At 31.2% G+C, this 16,195-nt stretch carries 14 protein-coding genes; 11 read left to right on the top strand and 3 right to left on the bottom strand.

The genetic code is table 11. From position 1 onward, the window contains the following. Window positions 1–85 precede the first annotated feature (85 nt). Entirely contained in the window at window positions 86–2,500 is a 2,415-nt protein-coding gene (locus tag FUA22_RS07790) for an outer membrane beta-barrel protein (RefSeq protein ID WP_170309869.1), read from the top strand. Between the two features lie 9 nt (window positions 2,501–2,509). Here FUA22_RS07790 and FUA22_RS07785 read toward each other — a convergent pair whose 3' ends face one another. The 3 genes from FUA22_RS07785 to porX all read right to left on the bottom strand — a co-directional run bounded on the left by FUA22_RS07785 (window position 2,510) and on the right by porX (window position 5,412). Beyond that, window positions 2,510–3,058 carry a hypothetical protein gene (locus FUA22_RS07785; RefSeq protein ID WP_241664785.1) on the bottom strand — a complete coding sequence of 183 codons (549 nt, stop codon included), beginning with the start codon at window positions 3,056–3,058 and terminating at the stop codon, window positions 2,510–2,512. A 263-nt stretch (window positions 3,059–3,321) separates the two neighbouring features. Beyond that, window positions 3,322–3,768, bottom strand: a complete 447-nt coding sequence (tsaE, locus tag FUA22_RS07780; RefSeq protein ID WP_147767327.1) for a tRNA (adenosine(37)-N6)-threonylcarbamoyltransferase complex ATPase subunit type 1 TsaE — start codon at window positions 3,766–3,768, stop codon at window positions 3,322–3,324. Between the two features lie 90 nt (window positions 3,769–3,858). Continuing rightward, window positions 3,859–5,412 carry a T9SS response regulator signal transducer PorX gene (gene porX, locus FUA22_RS07775; protein ID WP_147767326.1) on the bottom strand — a complete coding sequence of 518 codons (1,554 nt, stop codon included), beginning with the start codon at window positions 5,410–5,412 and terminating at the stop codon, window positions 3,859–3,861. Window positions 5,413–5,473: 61 nt separating this feature from the next. Here porX and FUA22_RS07770 point away from each other — a divergent pair, with 61 nt between their 5' ends. The 10 genes from FUA22_RS07770 (at window position 5,474) to FUA22_RS07725 (ending at window position 16,186) form a co-directional block, all read left to right on the top strand. Further along, window positions 5,474–6,706, top strand: coding sequence for an HD domain-containing protein (locus tag FUA22_RS07770; RefSeq protein ID WP_147767325.1), 1,233 nt, complete (start codon window positions 5,474–5,476; stop codon window positions 6,704–6,706). Window positions 6,707–6,792: 86 nt separating this feature from the next. Next, window positions 6,793–7,806 carry a UDP-3-O-(3-hydroxymyristoyl)glucosamine N-acyltransferase gene (lpxD, locus tag FUA22_RS07765; RefSeq protein WP_147767324.1) on the top strand — a complete coding sequence of 338 codons (1,014 nt, stop codon included), beginning with the start codon at window positions 6,793–6,795 and terminating at the stop codon, window positions 7,804–7,806. Further along, window positions 7,807–9,213 (top strand): bifunctional UDP-3-O-[3-hydroxymyristoyl] N-acetylglucosamine deacetylase/3-hydroxyacyl-ACP dehydratase, encoded by a 1,407-nt coding sequence (locus FUA22_RS07760; RefSeq protein WP_147767323.1) that lies wholly within the window; start codon window positions 7,807–7,809, stop codon window positions 9,211–9,213. It abuts the gene before it with no gap. 92 nt (window positions 9,214–9,305) lie between these two features. Then, window positions 9,306–10,091 (top strand): acyl-ACP--UDP-N-acetylglucosamine O-acyltransferase, encoded by a 786-nt coding sequence (gene lpxA, locus FUA22_RS07755; protein WP_147767322.1) that lies wholly within the window; start codon window positions 9,306–9,308, stop codon window positions 10,089–10,091. A 4-nt stretch (window positions 10,092–10,095) separates the two neighbouring features. After that, the gene (efp, locus tag FUA22_RS07750) at window positions 10,096–10,662 is read left to right on the top strand and encodes an elongation factor P (RefSeq protein WP_147767321.1); all 567 of its coding nucleotides are present in this window, start codon (window positions 10,096–10,098) and stop codon (window positions 10,660–10,662) included. A 6-nt stretch (window positions 10,663–10,668) separates the two neighbouring features. Then, window positions 10,669–11,613, top strand: coding sequence for a UDP-3-O-(3-hydroxymyristoyl)glucosamine N-acyltransferase (locus FUA22_RS07745; RefSeq protein ID WP_147767320.1), 945 nt, complete (start codon window positions 10,669–10,671; stop codon window positions 11,611–11,613). Window positions 11,614–11,709: 96 nt separating this feature from the next. Next, window positions 11,710–12,582 (top strand): succinate--CoA ligase subunit alpha, encoded by an 873-nt coding sequence (gene sucD, locus FUA22_RS07740; RefSeq protein ID WP_147767319.1) that lies wholly within the window; start codon window positions 11,710–11,712, stop codon window positions 12,580–12,582. A gap of 135 nt (window positions 12,583–12,717) precedes the next feature. Further along, window positions 12,718–13,290, top strand: coding sequence for a DUF4082 domain-containing protein (locus FUA22_RS07735; RefSeq protein ID WP_147767318.1), 573 nt, complete (start codon window positions 12,718–12,720; stop codon window positions 13,288–13,290). 109 nt (window positions 13,291–13,399) lie between these two features. Then, complete coding sequence (gene fabG, locus FUA22_RS07730) at window positions 13,400–14,146, top strand: 3-oxoacyl-[acyl-carrier-protein] reductase (RefSeq protein ID WP_147767317.1); 747 nt, start codon at window positions 13,400–13,402, stop codon at window positions 14,144–14,146. A gap of 126 nt (window positions 14,147–14,272) precedes the next feature. Beyond that, window positions 14,273–16,186: a VWA domain-containing protein gene (locus FUA22_RS07725; protein WP_241664784.1), complete on the top strand. Its 1,914-nt coding sequence runs from the start codon at window positions 14,273–14,275 to the stop codon at window positions 16,184–16,186. The last annotated feature ends 9 nt before the right edge of the window (window positions 16,187–16,195 follow it).

Genomic DNA, 16,195 nt, shown 5'->3' with positions numbered 1-16,195 from the left:
GTGAGAATTTTAGTTAAATTTACTACGGTTTTGCCGCATCAATTTTTAATTTAATTATTCTATGTTTGTATATACAAACAATTGTATGTTTAAAGTATTTTTAGCTCTCAGCATATTTTTAACTTCCCTAAACTGTTTTGCTCAAGATTTGGTTTTACAAGGCCATGTATTTGACGAAAAAAATACTCCTGTTCCATTTGCAAATGTAGTATTACTATCAGTTGATGGAAATGATATAATTAGTGGAACAACCACGAATGAAGAAGGTGCATTTATTTTTGAAGTATTGTCTAAATCGAAATACATTCTTAAAGTCACTTTTTTAGGATTTAAACCTTTTTCGGAGGAAATTGATCTTAATTTAACTCCAAAATTTCAGAATATTATTCTTAAAGAAAATATTGAAGCTCTTGAAGGCGTAACTGTGGTTGCAAAAAAACCTACTGTAAGACGAATGGTAGATAGATTGGTTTTTAATGTTGAAAATTCAACCTTATCTAATAATAATGTTTTGGATATGCTGAACCACACACCTGGTGTTTTGGTTCATGATGGCCTAATAACTGTTAAAAATTCTAGGCCTACTATCTATATCAACGATAGAAAAATTCATTTATCATCTGAAGAAGTACAACAATTGTTGGAAGGAACATCTGGTGGAAATATTAAATCTATTGAGGTTATTACTAATCCACCTGCGAAATATGAAGCAGAAGGCGGAGCAGTTTTAAATATTATTACAAGTAAGAATATTGTCGCTGGGTATAACGGAAGTGTTTTTGGGAATTATAAGCAAGGTTCAGAATACCCTAAATATTCGCTTGGAACAAGTCATTATTTTAAAACAAAGAAACTAAACACTTATATTAATTTTAGTGATAACCCTAAAAGAGAATATGAGAACTATCGAGAAAATGTTAACTTTTTTGAAGACAACATGCCTTCCTCAAGTTGGCAGACTATTATTGAAAGAAGAAAGGAAAAGTCAAATAAAAACATCAATGCAAATATTGACTATATTATTAATGACAGAAACACAATTGGTTTTTCTTCTAACATGTTATTTTCACCACGAAAAAAAACCAAATCATTTGTGAATTCTGTATCTGAAGTTTATAATATAAACCAAGTGTTAGATTCGTCATTTGTTACAGATAATAGATTGGTTAATGAATCTTTCAATTTAGCTTTTACTCTAGATTATGTTCATAAGTTTAAAAAAGAAGGGGAAAAGGTGTCTTTTAATTTACATCATACTAACTACGATTTTTCAGGTTTTCAAAATGTAGATACAGATTATTTGTTTCCGGATCAATCTTTAATTAGAGATAATAGGTTTCAAACATTTTCCAGTCAAGTTATAAGAATTAATACAGGTCAGTTTGACTATGAATTACCAATTAATGAATCCTCCTTTTTTGAGGCAGGTGCTAAAGTATCTAATATAGATTCAGAAAGTATATTAAACCAATTCGTATTTATTAATGGTGTAAAAGAGGTGGATTTTGACAATTCCGATACCTTTCTATATGATGAAACCAATTATGCTGCCTATGCTAGTTATTCTAAAGAATGGAATTCTTGGAGTCTAAAATCTGGGTTGCGATTTGAGTATACAAATATTAAAGGAAAGTCGATTACGGCAAATGAATTAAATAAAACCAATTATTTAAAAACCTTTCCATCGGCCCATATTTTATATGAAATAAATGAAAGCAATAAAATTTATTTTAATTATAACAAACGTATATATCGCCCAAGATATAATGACTTAAACCCTTTTAAGTATTACTATAATGACAAAACTTATACTGCTGGAGATCCCAGTCTAAAACCCCAGATTGACGACGTATTCACATTAGGTTATGAATTAAATGAGGATTACACTTTTGAACTTTATTACAGAAATGAAAACAATCCTTCTCTTCAGATTACTGTTCAAGACAATGAGAAGGGAGAGTTAATTTATAAAAACACAAATATTTCTCAAAGTATATCATATGGTTTAGATTGCTCTGTTTATAAAGATATATTGCCTAATTGGTACATATATGCAGACGCTTCTATATTTTATTATGAAAATGAGTTTTTTAATATTGAAAATAATAATGAACTATTAAAAATTGACAAATGGTCGTTATACACTCAAATCAATAATTATTTTAATTTTTTAAAAGATAATAGTTTAACACTTGACGTTTCTTATTTCTATGTTTCACCAGTAGTAGATGGTCCAGGTGAATCAACATATCTATCTAGCCTAAATATCAATTTGAAGAAAACTTTTTGGGATAATAGAGCCTCTTTAAATATGGGAGTTCAAGATATTTTTAATAATTTGAATTTTACAGAAAAGATTAAATATCAAAACCAGGATATTACCTTTAAGTCTGAAAAAGAAAATAGGTTATTTGTAATTGGTTTTAATTATAAATTTGGAAACTTCAAACTTAAAAGCAATAAGAAAGAAATTGATCTAAAAGAAAGGGATAGACTGTAATATAATTATTTAAAAATAATCTTTCACTTTACCCCAAAAGTTTTTTGGTGATATTTTAAATTCATCTTCAAGTTCCTCAATTGATTTATTAACTGTGTTAACCTTGTTGAAGATTTGTGCTCTTATTAGGTAAATTGAAGGTATTATTATTGCCATAATAGGAATCATATAAATCAATTGATTGGAATCGAAATATTGAACCTCTTTATTTAACGTGTCGAATGTTTGATATGAATACATGGCAATAGGCACTAATAATGTGTGATACCACCAATGCCTACAAGTGAAAAACCATAAAAACAACAAATATAAAGGAATAAGTTTACCGGTTAAAACCCACATACCAACATTAGCGCTTTCAAAAAAGCCACTATTATATTCAAATAAAAAAGTGTTCCAGATAGTTGCATCTGGAACACTTTCGTGTAAGTAAAACAAATAGGGTGTTATAGCTACCAAAGTAGCAATAATACTACCTATTATCAAATTTCCTTTTGGACTACCTGTTCTGGTCGGCCTGTTCTGTTCTGTCAGAATTCTTGATTTTTGTTTTGTCAACTTTTGCTGTTTGCTCTGCATCTACGTTGTATGTTGTTGCTGCACTAGCTAAAAACATCATGCCTCCGAAAATTGCCATTGCAATTAAGTACTTTTTAGTTTTCATTTTATAAGGGATTTAATTAATTAATTACCCAAATGTAAATAAAGACTATGTTGAAGAATTTAGCGAAATGTTAAAATTATGTTAAAAACAATCATTTAAAAAAAATACGCTGCGGTTTTACCGTAAAACTTCAAAAACAGGAGGTTTTGGTTGTTGTTTATGTGTTTAGCTTTGCACGTTTTTCGGTTAAATTAGGTTTAAAATTAAGTCTTAACGTTCTAGAATTATCCTCATTTAATTCAATATCAATTCTATCAAAACGTTTAGGGGCTATTGGTTCAATTAATTCTGGCCATTCAACTATTATCCATTCATTAGAATACAAATAATCTTCAATACCAAAGTTATGGGCTTCTTCCAAATCGTTGATTCTATATAAATCAAAGTGAAAAATAGTTCTAGTACCAGTCTCATATTCATTAACAATAGAAAAGGTTGGACTACTAACTTCATCACTACTTCCAATACATTTTGAAAGTGACTTTATCAACGTAGTTTTACCAACACCCATGTTTCCGTATAAGAATAAGGTTTTGCTTGTAGCATTACTAAGAATTTCCTTAGCAACTTTATCTACTTGGTCTATTGTATAAGTAATTTCCAAACTGATCAAATTATGATGCAATAATAGTAAAATATTTCTAAAAAACCTAGAAAAAAACGCATTTCATCGATGATATATGCTTTACATGGATTATTTTGGATTAAAAACTGCGAATGGTATTACCATTTCTTCTAAAGAAACACCACCATGTTGATACGTATTTCTATAGTAACTTACATAGTGATTATAATTATTGGGGTAAGCAAAAAATAAGTCCCCCTTTGCGAATATGAACGAGCTGCTCATAGTAATTGATGGCAAATGTAGTTCTTTAGGGTTTCTGGCTTCCAAAACATCTTTATTGTCGTATGTTAAACTACGTCCTGTTTTGTAGCGAAGGTTTAAACTTGTATCTCTATCTCCAATAACTTTTGATGGGTTTTTAACATTTATGGTGCCATGGTCTGTAGTTAAAATGAGTTTAAATCCAAGTTGTTGAGCTTGCTGAATCATTTCTAAAAGTGGCGAGTTTTTAAACCAACTTAGCGCTAATGATCTATAAGCCTTATCATTAGAGGCTAGTTCCTTAACAACTTCCATCTCGGTTTTTGAATGAGAAAGCATATCAACAAAGTTGTAAACTATAACAGATAAATTGTTGTTTTTTAAAGCATTGAAGTTTTCCGCTAGTTTTTTACCATTTTTAAGGTTGGTTATTTTAAAATACTCATATTCTAAATCATTCAAACCTAATCGTTTCATTTGAGTTTCTAAAAAATCTGCTTCATGTAAATTTTTACCTCCTTCGTCTGTGTCGTTTTTCCAATATTGAGGATATAGTTTTTCCATATCACTTGGCATTAGCCCAGAAAAAATAGCATTTCTAGCGTACTGTGTAGCCGAAGGTAGAATGCTAAAAAAAGCTTCTTCCTTTTCTTTTTTGTAATAATTATTAATGATGGGTTCAAAAACCTTCCATTGATCATATCTTAAATTATCAATTACAATCAAAACAGTAGGTTGCTCTTTACTTATTTCAGGTAAAATACGTTCTTTAAATAAGGTATGAGACATTATAGGAGCATCTGTATGTGGCAAGAACCAATTGGAATAATTCTTTTCAATAAATTTCCCAAATTGAATATTAGCTTCTACCTTTTGAGACTCTAATATTTCAAACATCCCGCTATCTTCAATATCTTCAAGTTGTATTTCCCAATAAATAAGCTTTTGATAGAGGTCTACCCATTCTTCATAAGAATTCACCATAGCTAAATCCATAGCTATTTTTCTAAACTCTTGTTGATAGTTTGAAGTTGTTTTTTCAGAAACTAATCTTGAATGATCTAAGTTTTTCTTAAGACTTAGCAAAATTTGATTTGGATTAACAGGTTTTATAAGGTAATCAGCTATTTTGTTGCCAATAGCTTCTTCCATGATGTATTCCTCCTCACTTTTAGTTATCATCACTACAGGTAGATTATCTTGCTTTTCCTTAATCTCATTTAAAGTTTCAAGACCAGTTAGTCCAGGCATGTTTTCATCAAGAAATACTATATCAAAATTCTTTTCATCTAAAACATCTAATGCCTCAGTTCCACTTTTGCAAGTGGTGATTTTATAATTACGCTGTTCTAAAAATAAAATGTGAGGTTTTAGTAAATCAATTTCATCATCAACCCAAAGTATTTGTATAGTATTCATTAAGGCTTTTTATTAATTGTTAATCTTATATTTGCGGATAGATAACCACAATTTTTAAAGTTTGAACAAACTTAAAATATTAAACGACCCAATTTACGGATTTATTACTATTCCAAATTCGTTGATTTTCGATTTAATTCAGCATCGATATTTTCAGAGACTACGTAGAATTACTCAAATGGGAATGTCCTATTTAGTATATCCAGGGGCGCATCACACAAGGTTTCATCATGCTATAGGTTGCGTGCATTTAATGCAGCAGGTTGTCAATGTGCTTCGTTTTAAGGGTGTTACAATTTCTGAAGAAGAAGAAAACGCATTGTACGCCGCAATTTTATTACACGATATTGGGCACGGGCCTTTTTCTCATGCTATGGAGCATAGTATTGTAAATAATGTGTCTCATGAAGAAATCAGCTTGTTTTTCATGGAGCGTTTAAATGAAGAATTTAACGGAAATTTAACGCTTGCCATAAAAATATTTAAGGGTGATTACCACAGAAACTTTTTATGTCAGCTAATTTCGGGTCAATTAGACATGGATAGAGCTGATTATTTGAAACGTGATAGTTTTTATACAGGTGTTGCAGAAGGAAATATAAATAGTGAACGTTTAATAACCATGTTAAATGTAGTTGATGATGAATTGGTTATAGAAGAAAAAGGTATTTACAGTGTTGAAAAATTTATTGTTGCTAGACGTCTTATGTATTGGCAAGTGTATTTGCATAAAACAGGATTAGTTGCTGAACAGTTGCTAATTAGAGTGCTAAAACGAGCTAAGGAGTTGCACGATAATGGCAGAAAATTGTTTGCTAGTAAGGCTTTAATGTATTTTTTAAATAATAAAATTTCTATTGAAGAATTCAATAATGAAACGCTAGAAGTATTCTCTAAATTAGATGATTACGATATTATTTCTGCAATGAAGCATTGGCAAGATGATGATGATTTTGTGTTGAGTAATTTAAGCGAAATGATAATTAATAGAAACCTACTGAGAATAAAGGTTAAAAAGAAAAAGATTAAAAAAGAGAATCTTGAGAGTCATATTAATGAATTAGTGTCTAACTATCAAATATCTAGAGCAGAAGCCAAATATTTCGTTTTTACAGGAAGTATTTCTAATCAAGCATATCAATTAAAGCACAACCGTATTAATATATTATATAAATCAGGAAAAATTGCAGATATTGTAAAGGCTTCAGACCAACTTAATTTAAAAGCGTTATCAAAACCTGTTACTAAATACTATTTGTGTTATCCAAAAGAATATTTAAGTTTAAGTCATTAAAATATAATTAGATTTTTCTGGTTAAAAACTTTAGCACTTTTTTCCTATTTTTGCCCTACTAAACTAAAATCAACAAACTTTACTTTGTGAAATTTACAGCGCAACAAATAGCAGGGATACTTGAAGGAGATGTAGTTGGTAACCCTGAAGCCGAAGTCTCCAAATTATCTAAAATTGAAGAAGGGACGGAAGGATCTTTAACTTTTTTGGCTAACCCTAAATATACTTCTCATATTTATACTACAGAAGCTACTGTAGCTATAGTTAACAAAAGTTTTATTCCTGAGCAAGAAATTGACACTACCTTAATAAAGGTTGAAGATGCGTACAAGTCCTTTTCTAAGCTTTTAGAATATTACAATCAAGTCAAGAATAATAAGACTGGTATTGAACAACCAAGTTATGTTGATGATACAGCTAAATATGGTGAAAATATATATTTGGGAGCTTTTGCATACATAGGGGAGAATGTTACATTAGGAGATAATGTTAAAGTATTTCCAAACGCATATTTGGGAGACAATGTTACTGTAGGTGATAACACAGTTATATTTTCAGGTGCTAAAATTTATTCTGAAACTGTTATAGGTAATAGCTGCGTAATAAACGCTGGAGCTATAATTGGGGCAGATGGTTTTGGTTTTGCGCCAAATGAAGAAGGTGAGTATAATAAGGTGCCTCAAATTGGTAATGTGATTTTGGAAGATTTTGTAGATATAGGGGCTGCAACTACTATTGATAGGGCTACTTTAGGGTCAACTGTTATTCGTAGAGGGGTAAAGCTTGATAATCAAATTCAAATTGCTCATAATGTTGAAATTGGAAAGAATACGGTAATAGCTGCTCAAACTGGAATTGCTGGTTCTACTAAAATTGGTGAGAATTGCCAAATAGGAGGACAGGTTGGTATTGTTGGTCATATTACTATAGGTAATAATGTTAGAATTCAAGCCCAGTCGGGTATTGGAAGGAATGTGAAAGATAATGAAGTGCTTCAAGGATCCCCAGCTTTACCATATTCAGACTACAATAAATCTTATGTTCATTTTAAAAACCTACCTAAGATTGTTAAAAATATTAATGATTTAGAAAAAAAATAAATGGGAATAATTAATACAGATATAAAACAAAAAACCATTGGAAAAGAAATTTCTTTAAAAGGTGTTGGTTTACACACAGGTAAAGATGTTACTTTAACATTTGCTCCAGCTACAGCTAATTTTGGTTTTGCCTTCAAAAGAGTTGATTTAGAAGGTGAGCCAGTTATTGAGGCTGATGCTAATTATGTTACCAATACACAAAGAGGTACATGTTTAGAAAAAAATGGTGTCACTATTCAAACTTCAGAACATGTTCTAGCTGCTTTGGTAGGAATGGATATTGATAATGTTGTTATTGAATTAGATGCATCTGAACCACCAATTATGGATGGGTCTTCAAAATTCTTTGTTGAAGCAATAGAGCAGGCTGGTGTTGTGGAATTGGATGCTTTCAGGGAAGAGTTTGAAGTTACTGATATTGTTTCATATATGGATGAAGAATCTGGTAGCGAAATTTTGGTAATGCCAGCTAAGGAATACAAAATTACTACAATGGTAGATTTTGGTACCAAGGTATTAGGCACTCAGAATGCTACTCTTAATAAAATTTCTGATTTTAAACGAGATATTTCAGATTCTCGCACATTTAGTTTTCTTCATGAAATAGAAATGCTTTTGGAGCACGGTCTTATAAAAGGAGGAGATTTAAATAATGCTATAGTTTATGTGGATAAGCCATTATCTCCTGAAACAATGGATAAATTGCGAGTTGCTTTTAAAAAGGATTCAATCGCGGTTAAACCTAATGGTATTTTAGATAATTTAACACTTCATCATCCAAATGAAGCTGCAAGACATAAATTGTTAGATGTTTTAGGTGATTTAGCATTGGTGAAAACAAGAATAAGAGGTAAAGTAATTGCCAACAAACCTGGGCATTTTGTAAATACACAGTTTGCAAAGAAACTTTCAAAAATCATAAAGAATGATCGTAGAAACAATGTGCCAAATATTGATTTGAATCAACCTCCTTTAATGGATGTTACTCAAATCATGGCAATGTTGCCTCACAGACAACCATTCTTATTAATTGATAAAGTTTTTGAACTTAGTGACACTCATGTTACGGCGTGCAAGAATGTAACAATGAATGAGGAGTTTTTTAAAGGTCATTTCCCTGGAGCTCCCGTTATGCCAGGTGTTTTGATAGTTGAGGCTATGGCACAAACAGGCGGGATTTTGGTGTTAAACACCGTTCCAGATCCTGAAAACTATTTAACATTTTTCATGAAAATGGATAATGTAAAATTCAAACAAAAAGTAATGCCTGGTGATACTTTAATTTTTAAATGTACGTTAATCACACCTATTCGTCGTGGTATATGTCACATGCAAGGATATGCCTATGCCAATGGTAAACTATGTGCAGAAGCAGAATTAATGGCTCAAATTTCTAAGGTAAAATAGCTATGTATGTAGCGATTGTTGGTCTGGATTGTATTTTGGAACGGTTAATTGCGAACACATTTTTACTTATTTATTAAAATAAAAAAACAAAAATGAATCAACCACTTGCATATGTGCATCCAGGTGCCAAAATTGCTAAAAATGTAGTAATTGAACCTTTTACAACTATTAATAATAATGTTGTTATTGGTGAAGGAACTTGGATTGGAAGTAATGTAACCATCATGGAAGGTGCCAGAATAGGAAAAAATTGTAACATCTTTCCTGGTTCTGTTATTTCGGCTATTCCTCAGGATTTAAAATACAATGATGAAGACACAACTGTAGAAATAGGGGATAATGTAACAATTAGAGAGTGTGTAACTATAAATAGAGGTACTACAGATAGAATGAAAACCGTTATTGGTGACAATTGTTTAATTATGGCATATTGTCATATTGCACATGACTGTATTGTGGGTAATAATTGTATATTTTCTAATAATAGTACTCTTGCAGGACATATTACTATTGGAGACTATGTAGTTTTGGCTGGTATGACAGCAGTTCATCAATTTGTATCTGTTGGAAATCATGCTTTTGTAACCGGTGGTTCTTTAGTAAGAAAAGATGTGCCTCCTTTTGTTAAAGCAGCTCGTGAACCTTTATCTTATGTAGGAATAAATTCTGTAGGATTAAGAAGAAGAGGTTTTTCAACAGAAAAAATTAGAGAAATTCAGAATATTTTCAGAATACTTTATCAAAAAAATTATAATAATACCCAAGCGGCAGGTATTATTGAAGCTGAAATGGAAGCAACACCAGAGCGTGATGAAATTCTTCAGTTCATTAAGAATTCGCATAGAGGTATTATGAAAGGATATTTTAAATCAAATTAATTATATGGCTAGTACAAGTGATATTAGAAACGGATTATGTATAAGATATAATCATGATATTTTCAAAATTATTGAGTTTTTACATGTAAAACCTGGTAAGGGTCCTGCATTTGTTAGAACTAAACTTAAGAGTGTAACTACAGGAAAAGTTATTGATAATACTTTCTCTGCTGGTCATAAGTTAGATGATGTTCGAGTTGAAACGCATAAATTCCAATTTTTGTATAATGATGGAGATTATTATCATTTTATGAATACTGAAGACTATACACAAATTCAATTGGTTGAAGCTTCTTTAGATAATCCTGGATTAATGAAAGAAGGTGAAGTAGTTACTGTTCTTATTAATTCCGAAGATGGTATGCCTCTTTCTGTAGATATGCCTGCTAGTGTAATTTTAGAGGTAACTCATACAGAGCCTGGTGTTAAAGGAAATACGGCAACAAATGCTACCAAACCTGCCACAGTAGAAACAGGAGCTACGGTAAACGTCCCATTATTTATTAATGAAGGTGATAAAATTAAAGTAGAGACTGAAAAAGGAACATACAAAGAACGTGTAAAAGAATAGTTTTAATTGAAATTTCCTAAGCCACAAACACTTAAGTCCATTGCAGAATTAATCAGCTGTGATTATGTTGGTGCAGATGATTTTCAAGTTTTAGGCATGAATGAAATTCATGTTGTAGAACCTGGAGATATAGTTTTTGTAGACCATCCTAAATACTACGATAAAGCTCTAAATTCAGCTGCAACTATCGTATTAATTAATAAAGAGGTGGATTGTCCGCAGGGTAAGGCGCTTTTAGTAAGTGATGATCCTTTTAGAGATTTCAATAAACTTTCTGATCATTTTAAACCGTTTCAATCTGCTAATAGTCAAATTTCTGATTCAGCTTCAATAGGAGAAGGTACAGTTATTCAGCCAAATTGTTTTATTGGGCATAACGTTGTTATTGGTAAAAATTGTGTTATTCACTCAAACATAAGCATATATGATGATACCATTATAGGTGATAACGTTACCATTCATGCAGGAAGCGTTTTGGGTGCTAATGCTTTTTATTACAAGAATAGACCGGAAGGTTTTGATAGGTTATTATCATGTGGGCGTGTTGTTTTAGAAAACGATGTTGATTTAGGAGCTGCTTGTACCATAGATAGAGGTGTTACAGGAGATACTATTATTAAAGAAGGTACCAAAATTGATAATTTTGTACAAGTTGGTCATGATACCGTAATAGGTAAGAAATGCTTAATTGCCGCACAGGTTGGTGTTGCAGGTTGTGTGGTTATTGAAGACGAGGTCACTATTTGGGGGCAAGTAGGTATTACTAGTGGTATTACTATTGGAGCCAAAGCAGTAATATCTGCAAAATCTGGTGTTAGTAAGTCTTTAGAAGGAGGCAAAAGTTATTTTGGTATTCCCGCAGATGATTTCAGGTCAAAATACAAAGAGATAGCTTCAATAAGAAAAATTCCTGAAATTTTAGAGGTTTTAAAAAAGAAGGGGGATTTTTAGCATATTAACACTAAAATATATTGAATAATCCTTTAAAAAATTAATTCTAAAAATTACATTTGCTTGTATTTTTTTAATAAAAACAAATAATCACGTATGAGTGTTTTAGTAAATAAAGATTCAAATATTATAGTACAAGGTTTTACAGGTAGCGAAGGAACTTTTCACGCTGGTCAAATGATTGAGTATGGAACCAATGTTGTTGGAGGTGTTACACCAGGAAAAGGTGGTCAGACTCACTTAGATAAACCTGTTTTTAACACGGTTGAAGATGCTGTTAAAGAAGTTGGAGCTGATACAACAATTATTTTTGTTCCGCCTGCTTTTGCTGCTGATGCCATAATGGAAGCTGCTGACGCAGGAATTAAAGTAATTATAACTATTACTGAAGGTATTCCTGTGGCCGATATGATAAAAGCTTCAGATTATATTAAAGGGAAAGACTGTCGTTTAATTGGTCCTAACTGTCCAGGTGTGATTACTCCGGGTGAAGCAAAAGTTGGAATCATGCCAGGTTTTGTATTCAAACAAGGAAAAGTTGGTATTGTTTCTAAATCAGGTACGTTAACTTATGAAGCTGCAGATCAAGTTGTAAAACAAGGATTAGGTATTACAACTGCAATTGGAATTGGAGGAGATCCAATAATTGGAACAACAACAAAAGAAGCAGTTGAGTTATTAATTAATGACCCAGAAACTGAAGCCGTAGTAATGATTGGTGAAATTGGAGGTCAATTAGAAGCAGATGCTGCTAATTGGTATAAAGAAAGCGGAAGCACAAAACCTGTTGTTGGCTTTATTGCTGGTGAAACTGCGCCTGCTGGACGTACCATGGGGCATGCAGGAGCCATTGTAGGAGGAAGTGATGACACTGCTCAAGCTAAAAAGAAAATCATGAGAGCTTGTGGTATTCATGTGGTTGATTCACCTGCCGAAATAGGTAAGAAAATTGCAGAAGTTTTAGGGTAACCTATCAAATAATATTTTAAAAAATCCCTTAGTAAATTATGCTAAGGGATTTTTTTTGTTAAATAAAGTTAAAAATGGGTAACAAATTTTGAGGCTGATTGATATACTAGTATAATCCATAAAAAACTAGAAATCATGAGAATTAAAAAATTAATAATAGCCTTTGTTGTTTTAGGTTTAAATTTAAGTAGTTGTTCAAAAAATGACGACGCTGACATAATTGAAATTTTGCCAGAGTATCCTATGAAAACATTAATGGAAGATGGTGCAATGGAATTGGTAAATACCAAAGTTAATAGCCCTAATACTCATGAAATTGGATATAGATTTAAGTCTTTCAAAAATGGTGAAATAACGGCTTTAGGAATTCGAGTACCAGACAATGGTTCTTATAGAGTTACCGTTTGGAACGTTGATACACAAGAAATTCTTGGAACTGCATATGTAACATCTACTTCAGGACTTTTGTCATTTGAAGACATTGATCCAATTAATATAGAATCTGGAACAGAATATTTTGTTGGAATTAATACAAACGATTATTACATATTTAATGATAGCGGAAATGATATATTTCCTGTGGAGAGCAATAATATATTAGTACTTGGTTACAGTGCTCAATTTGGAGCAAATCAAGTTTTACCAGGTAATCTAGTGACAACTGCATATTTAGGAATGGTTGATGTGAAATTCGTTCCAAATAATTAAGTTTAGTTAATATTAGAAATGAAAACCTCACAAGATTTTGTGAGGTTTTTTTATATAGATGCAACATGGAATTACTATATTTGATTTACACTAATCACAATATTGAATTATGAAATTATTAGAAGGAAAAACTGCCATAATTACTGGGGCTAGTAGAGGAATAGGAAAGGGGATTGCTCAAGTTTTTGCAGAACAAGGTGCTAACGTTGCTTTTACGTATAGTTCTTCAGTAGATGCTGCAAAAGCCTTAGAAGATGAATTGAATGCTTTAGGAGTAAAAGCTAAAGGATATAAGAGTAACGCAGCTAGTTTTGATGAAGCTCAAGAGCTTGCTGGAGAAGTAGTAAAAGAATTTGGAAGTATAGATGTTTTAGTAAATAACGCTGGTATCACAAAAGATAATCTTTTAATGCGTATTAGTGAGGAAGATTTTGATAAGGTGATTGAAGTTAATCTAAAATCTGTCTTTAATATGACTAAAGCAGTTCAACGTACTATGTTGAAACAACGTAAAGGTTCTATTATTAATATGAGTTCTGTTGTTGGAGTAAAAGGAAACGCTGGACAAACTAATTATGCAGCATCTAAAGCTGGTATTATTGGGTTTTCAAAATCAGTGGCTTTAGAGTTAGGGTCAAGAAACATTAGAAGTAATGTGATTGCTCCTGGGTTTATTGAAACTGAAATGACCGCCAAATTGGATGAAGAAGTTGTTAAAGGTTGGCGTGCAGGAATTCCATTAAAACGTGGTGGAACTCCAGAAGATGTTGCTAATGCTTGTGTGTTTTTAGCTAGTGACTTGTCGGCCTACGTAACTGGTCAAACTTTAAATGTTGATGGAGGAATGCTTACATAGTTTATGACTGCAGAAACTTTAATTTATATCATATTATCTGGAATATTGGCGCTATTTATAGCGCTTTTTCAGTATAGATATAAATCAAAAACAAAGAATATAAAACTAAATTCCGTTTTTTCTTTTTTGAGGTTTTTGACAATTTTTGCAATTTTATTGCTTATTGTAAATCCTAAGTTTGAACAAATTAAAGTATATGCTGAAAAACCAAACTTAGTTTTGGCGGTTGATAATTCAGGTTCTATCAAGCATTTGAATAGAGAAAAAGTAGCAAGAGAACTATTTGAAACCATAATTAAAAATGATGAATTAAATAATAAATTCAATATTTCTACATATACTTTTGGGAACGCCATAAAGGCTTTAGATTCATTGACTTTTGATGAATCCGAAACCAATGTAAATAGTGCTTTTAGTCAACTTTCTCAAATCTATAAATCTTCAGTTGCTCCAACAATAATTGTTACTGACGGAAATCAAACTTTTGGAAACGATTATCAGTTTGCTCACAACTTTTATAAACAGGCAATTTACCCGATTATTTTAGGAGACACAATTACTTATACAGATTTAAAAATTCAACAATTAAATGTAAATAAGTACGCTTATTTAAAGAATAGATTTCCGGTAGAAGCCATCTTAGTTTATAATGGAGATAATAATGTCAATGCAGTATTAGAAGTAAAGAAAGGTAATACAACCGTTTATTCACAATCTGTAAGTTTTTCTAAGATTGATAATTCTAAAGTTGTCAATTTAACACTACCTGCTAATACTATTGGCACAAATAGTTATAAGGTACATTTGGTACCTATTGAAAATGAAAAAAATAAGGTAAATAATAGTAAGAATTTCGCTGTTGAAATCATTGATCAAAAAACTAAAATAGCCTTTGTTACAGATATGCTTCATCCTGATATTGGAGCACTTAAAAAAAGTATTGAAAGTAATGAACAGCGATCAGTATCTATTTTAAACCCAAATGAAAATTTAAATCAAATCAATGATTTTCAACTGGTTATTGTTAATCAGCCTAATAATAAGTTTAAGTCATTATTTGAAGAGTTAGACAAGTTAAATAAAAATAGATTTGTAATTGTTGGCACGAAAACAGATTTAGGGTTTCTAAATGCTATCAACAAAAATTATTCACATGAAATAGTTCTTCAAACTGAAGAATATCAAACAGATTTTAATTTAAATTTCACTCCTTTTCAAATTGAAGATATCGACTTTGAATCTTTTCCTCCTTTGAATTCCAATTATGGTGGCATTACATTTAATGTTCCTTCTCAATCAATTTTAAATAAGAGAATTGGGAATGTTTCACTAGAACAGCCTTTACTGACTACTTTTGAAATTAGTAGCCGAAGAGAAGCAGTGCTTTTTGGAGAGAACATCTGGAAATGGCGTGCGCAAAGTTACTTGAACTCTAAATCTTTTAACGAATTTGATAATTTTATTGGTAAGCTTATACAATATCTTGCTTCTGGAAAACGAAGAAATCGTTTAAACTTAGATTATGAGTCATTTTATATTGGGAATAGAGGGGTTATTGTAAATGCTCAGTTTTTCGATAATAACTATGTTTTTGATGATCGTGAAACGCTTAACATTACGGTAAAAGACAAACTGTCTAATAATGAAGTAAGGTTTCCTTTCGTTTTAAAGAATAATAATTATCAAGTAGATTTAAGTAGTTTGCCTGCTTCAGAATATAATTTTACTGTTAAAGCAACAAACGAGAATATTAGTAAATCCGGAGCTTTTTCAATTCTAGAATACAATGTGGAACAACAATTTTTAAATGCCAATGTAACAAAGCTTAAACAGTTGGCTACTAATAGTGATGGCAAGAGTTATTTTGTTGACAATACGGATGCATTGATAAACGATTTAATTAGTGATAATCGATATGTTTCTATTCAAAAAAGCCATAAAAATACCATACCTTTGATAGATTGGAAATACCTCTTAGCAATTATTGCTTTGTGCTTGTCTGCTGAGTGGTTTTTAAGAAAATATAACGGATTAATATAAATTAAATAT

The organism is Seonamhaeicola maritimus, assembly GCF_008056315.1.
GTDB lineage: Bacteria > Bacteroidota > Bacteroidia > Flavobacteriales > Flavobacteriaceae > Seonamhaeicola > Seonamhaeicola maritimus.
The sequence above is the reverse complement of the archived record's forward strand: the minus strand, read 5'-3'. Positions and strand labels throughout refer to the sequence as shown.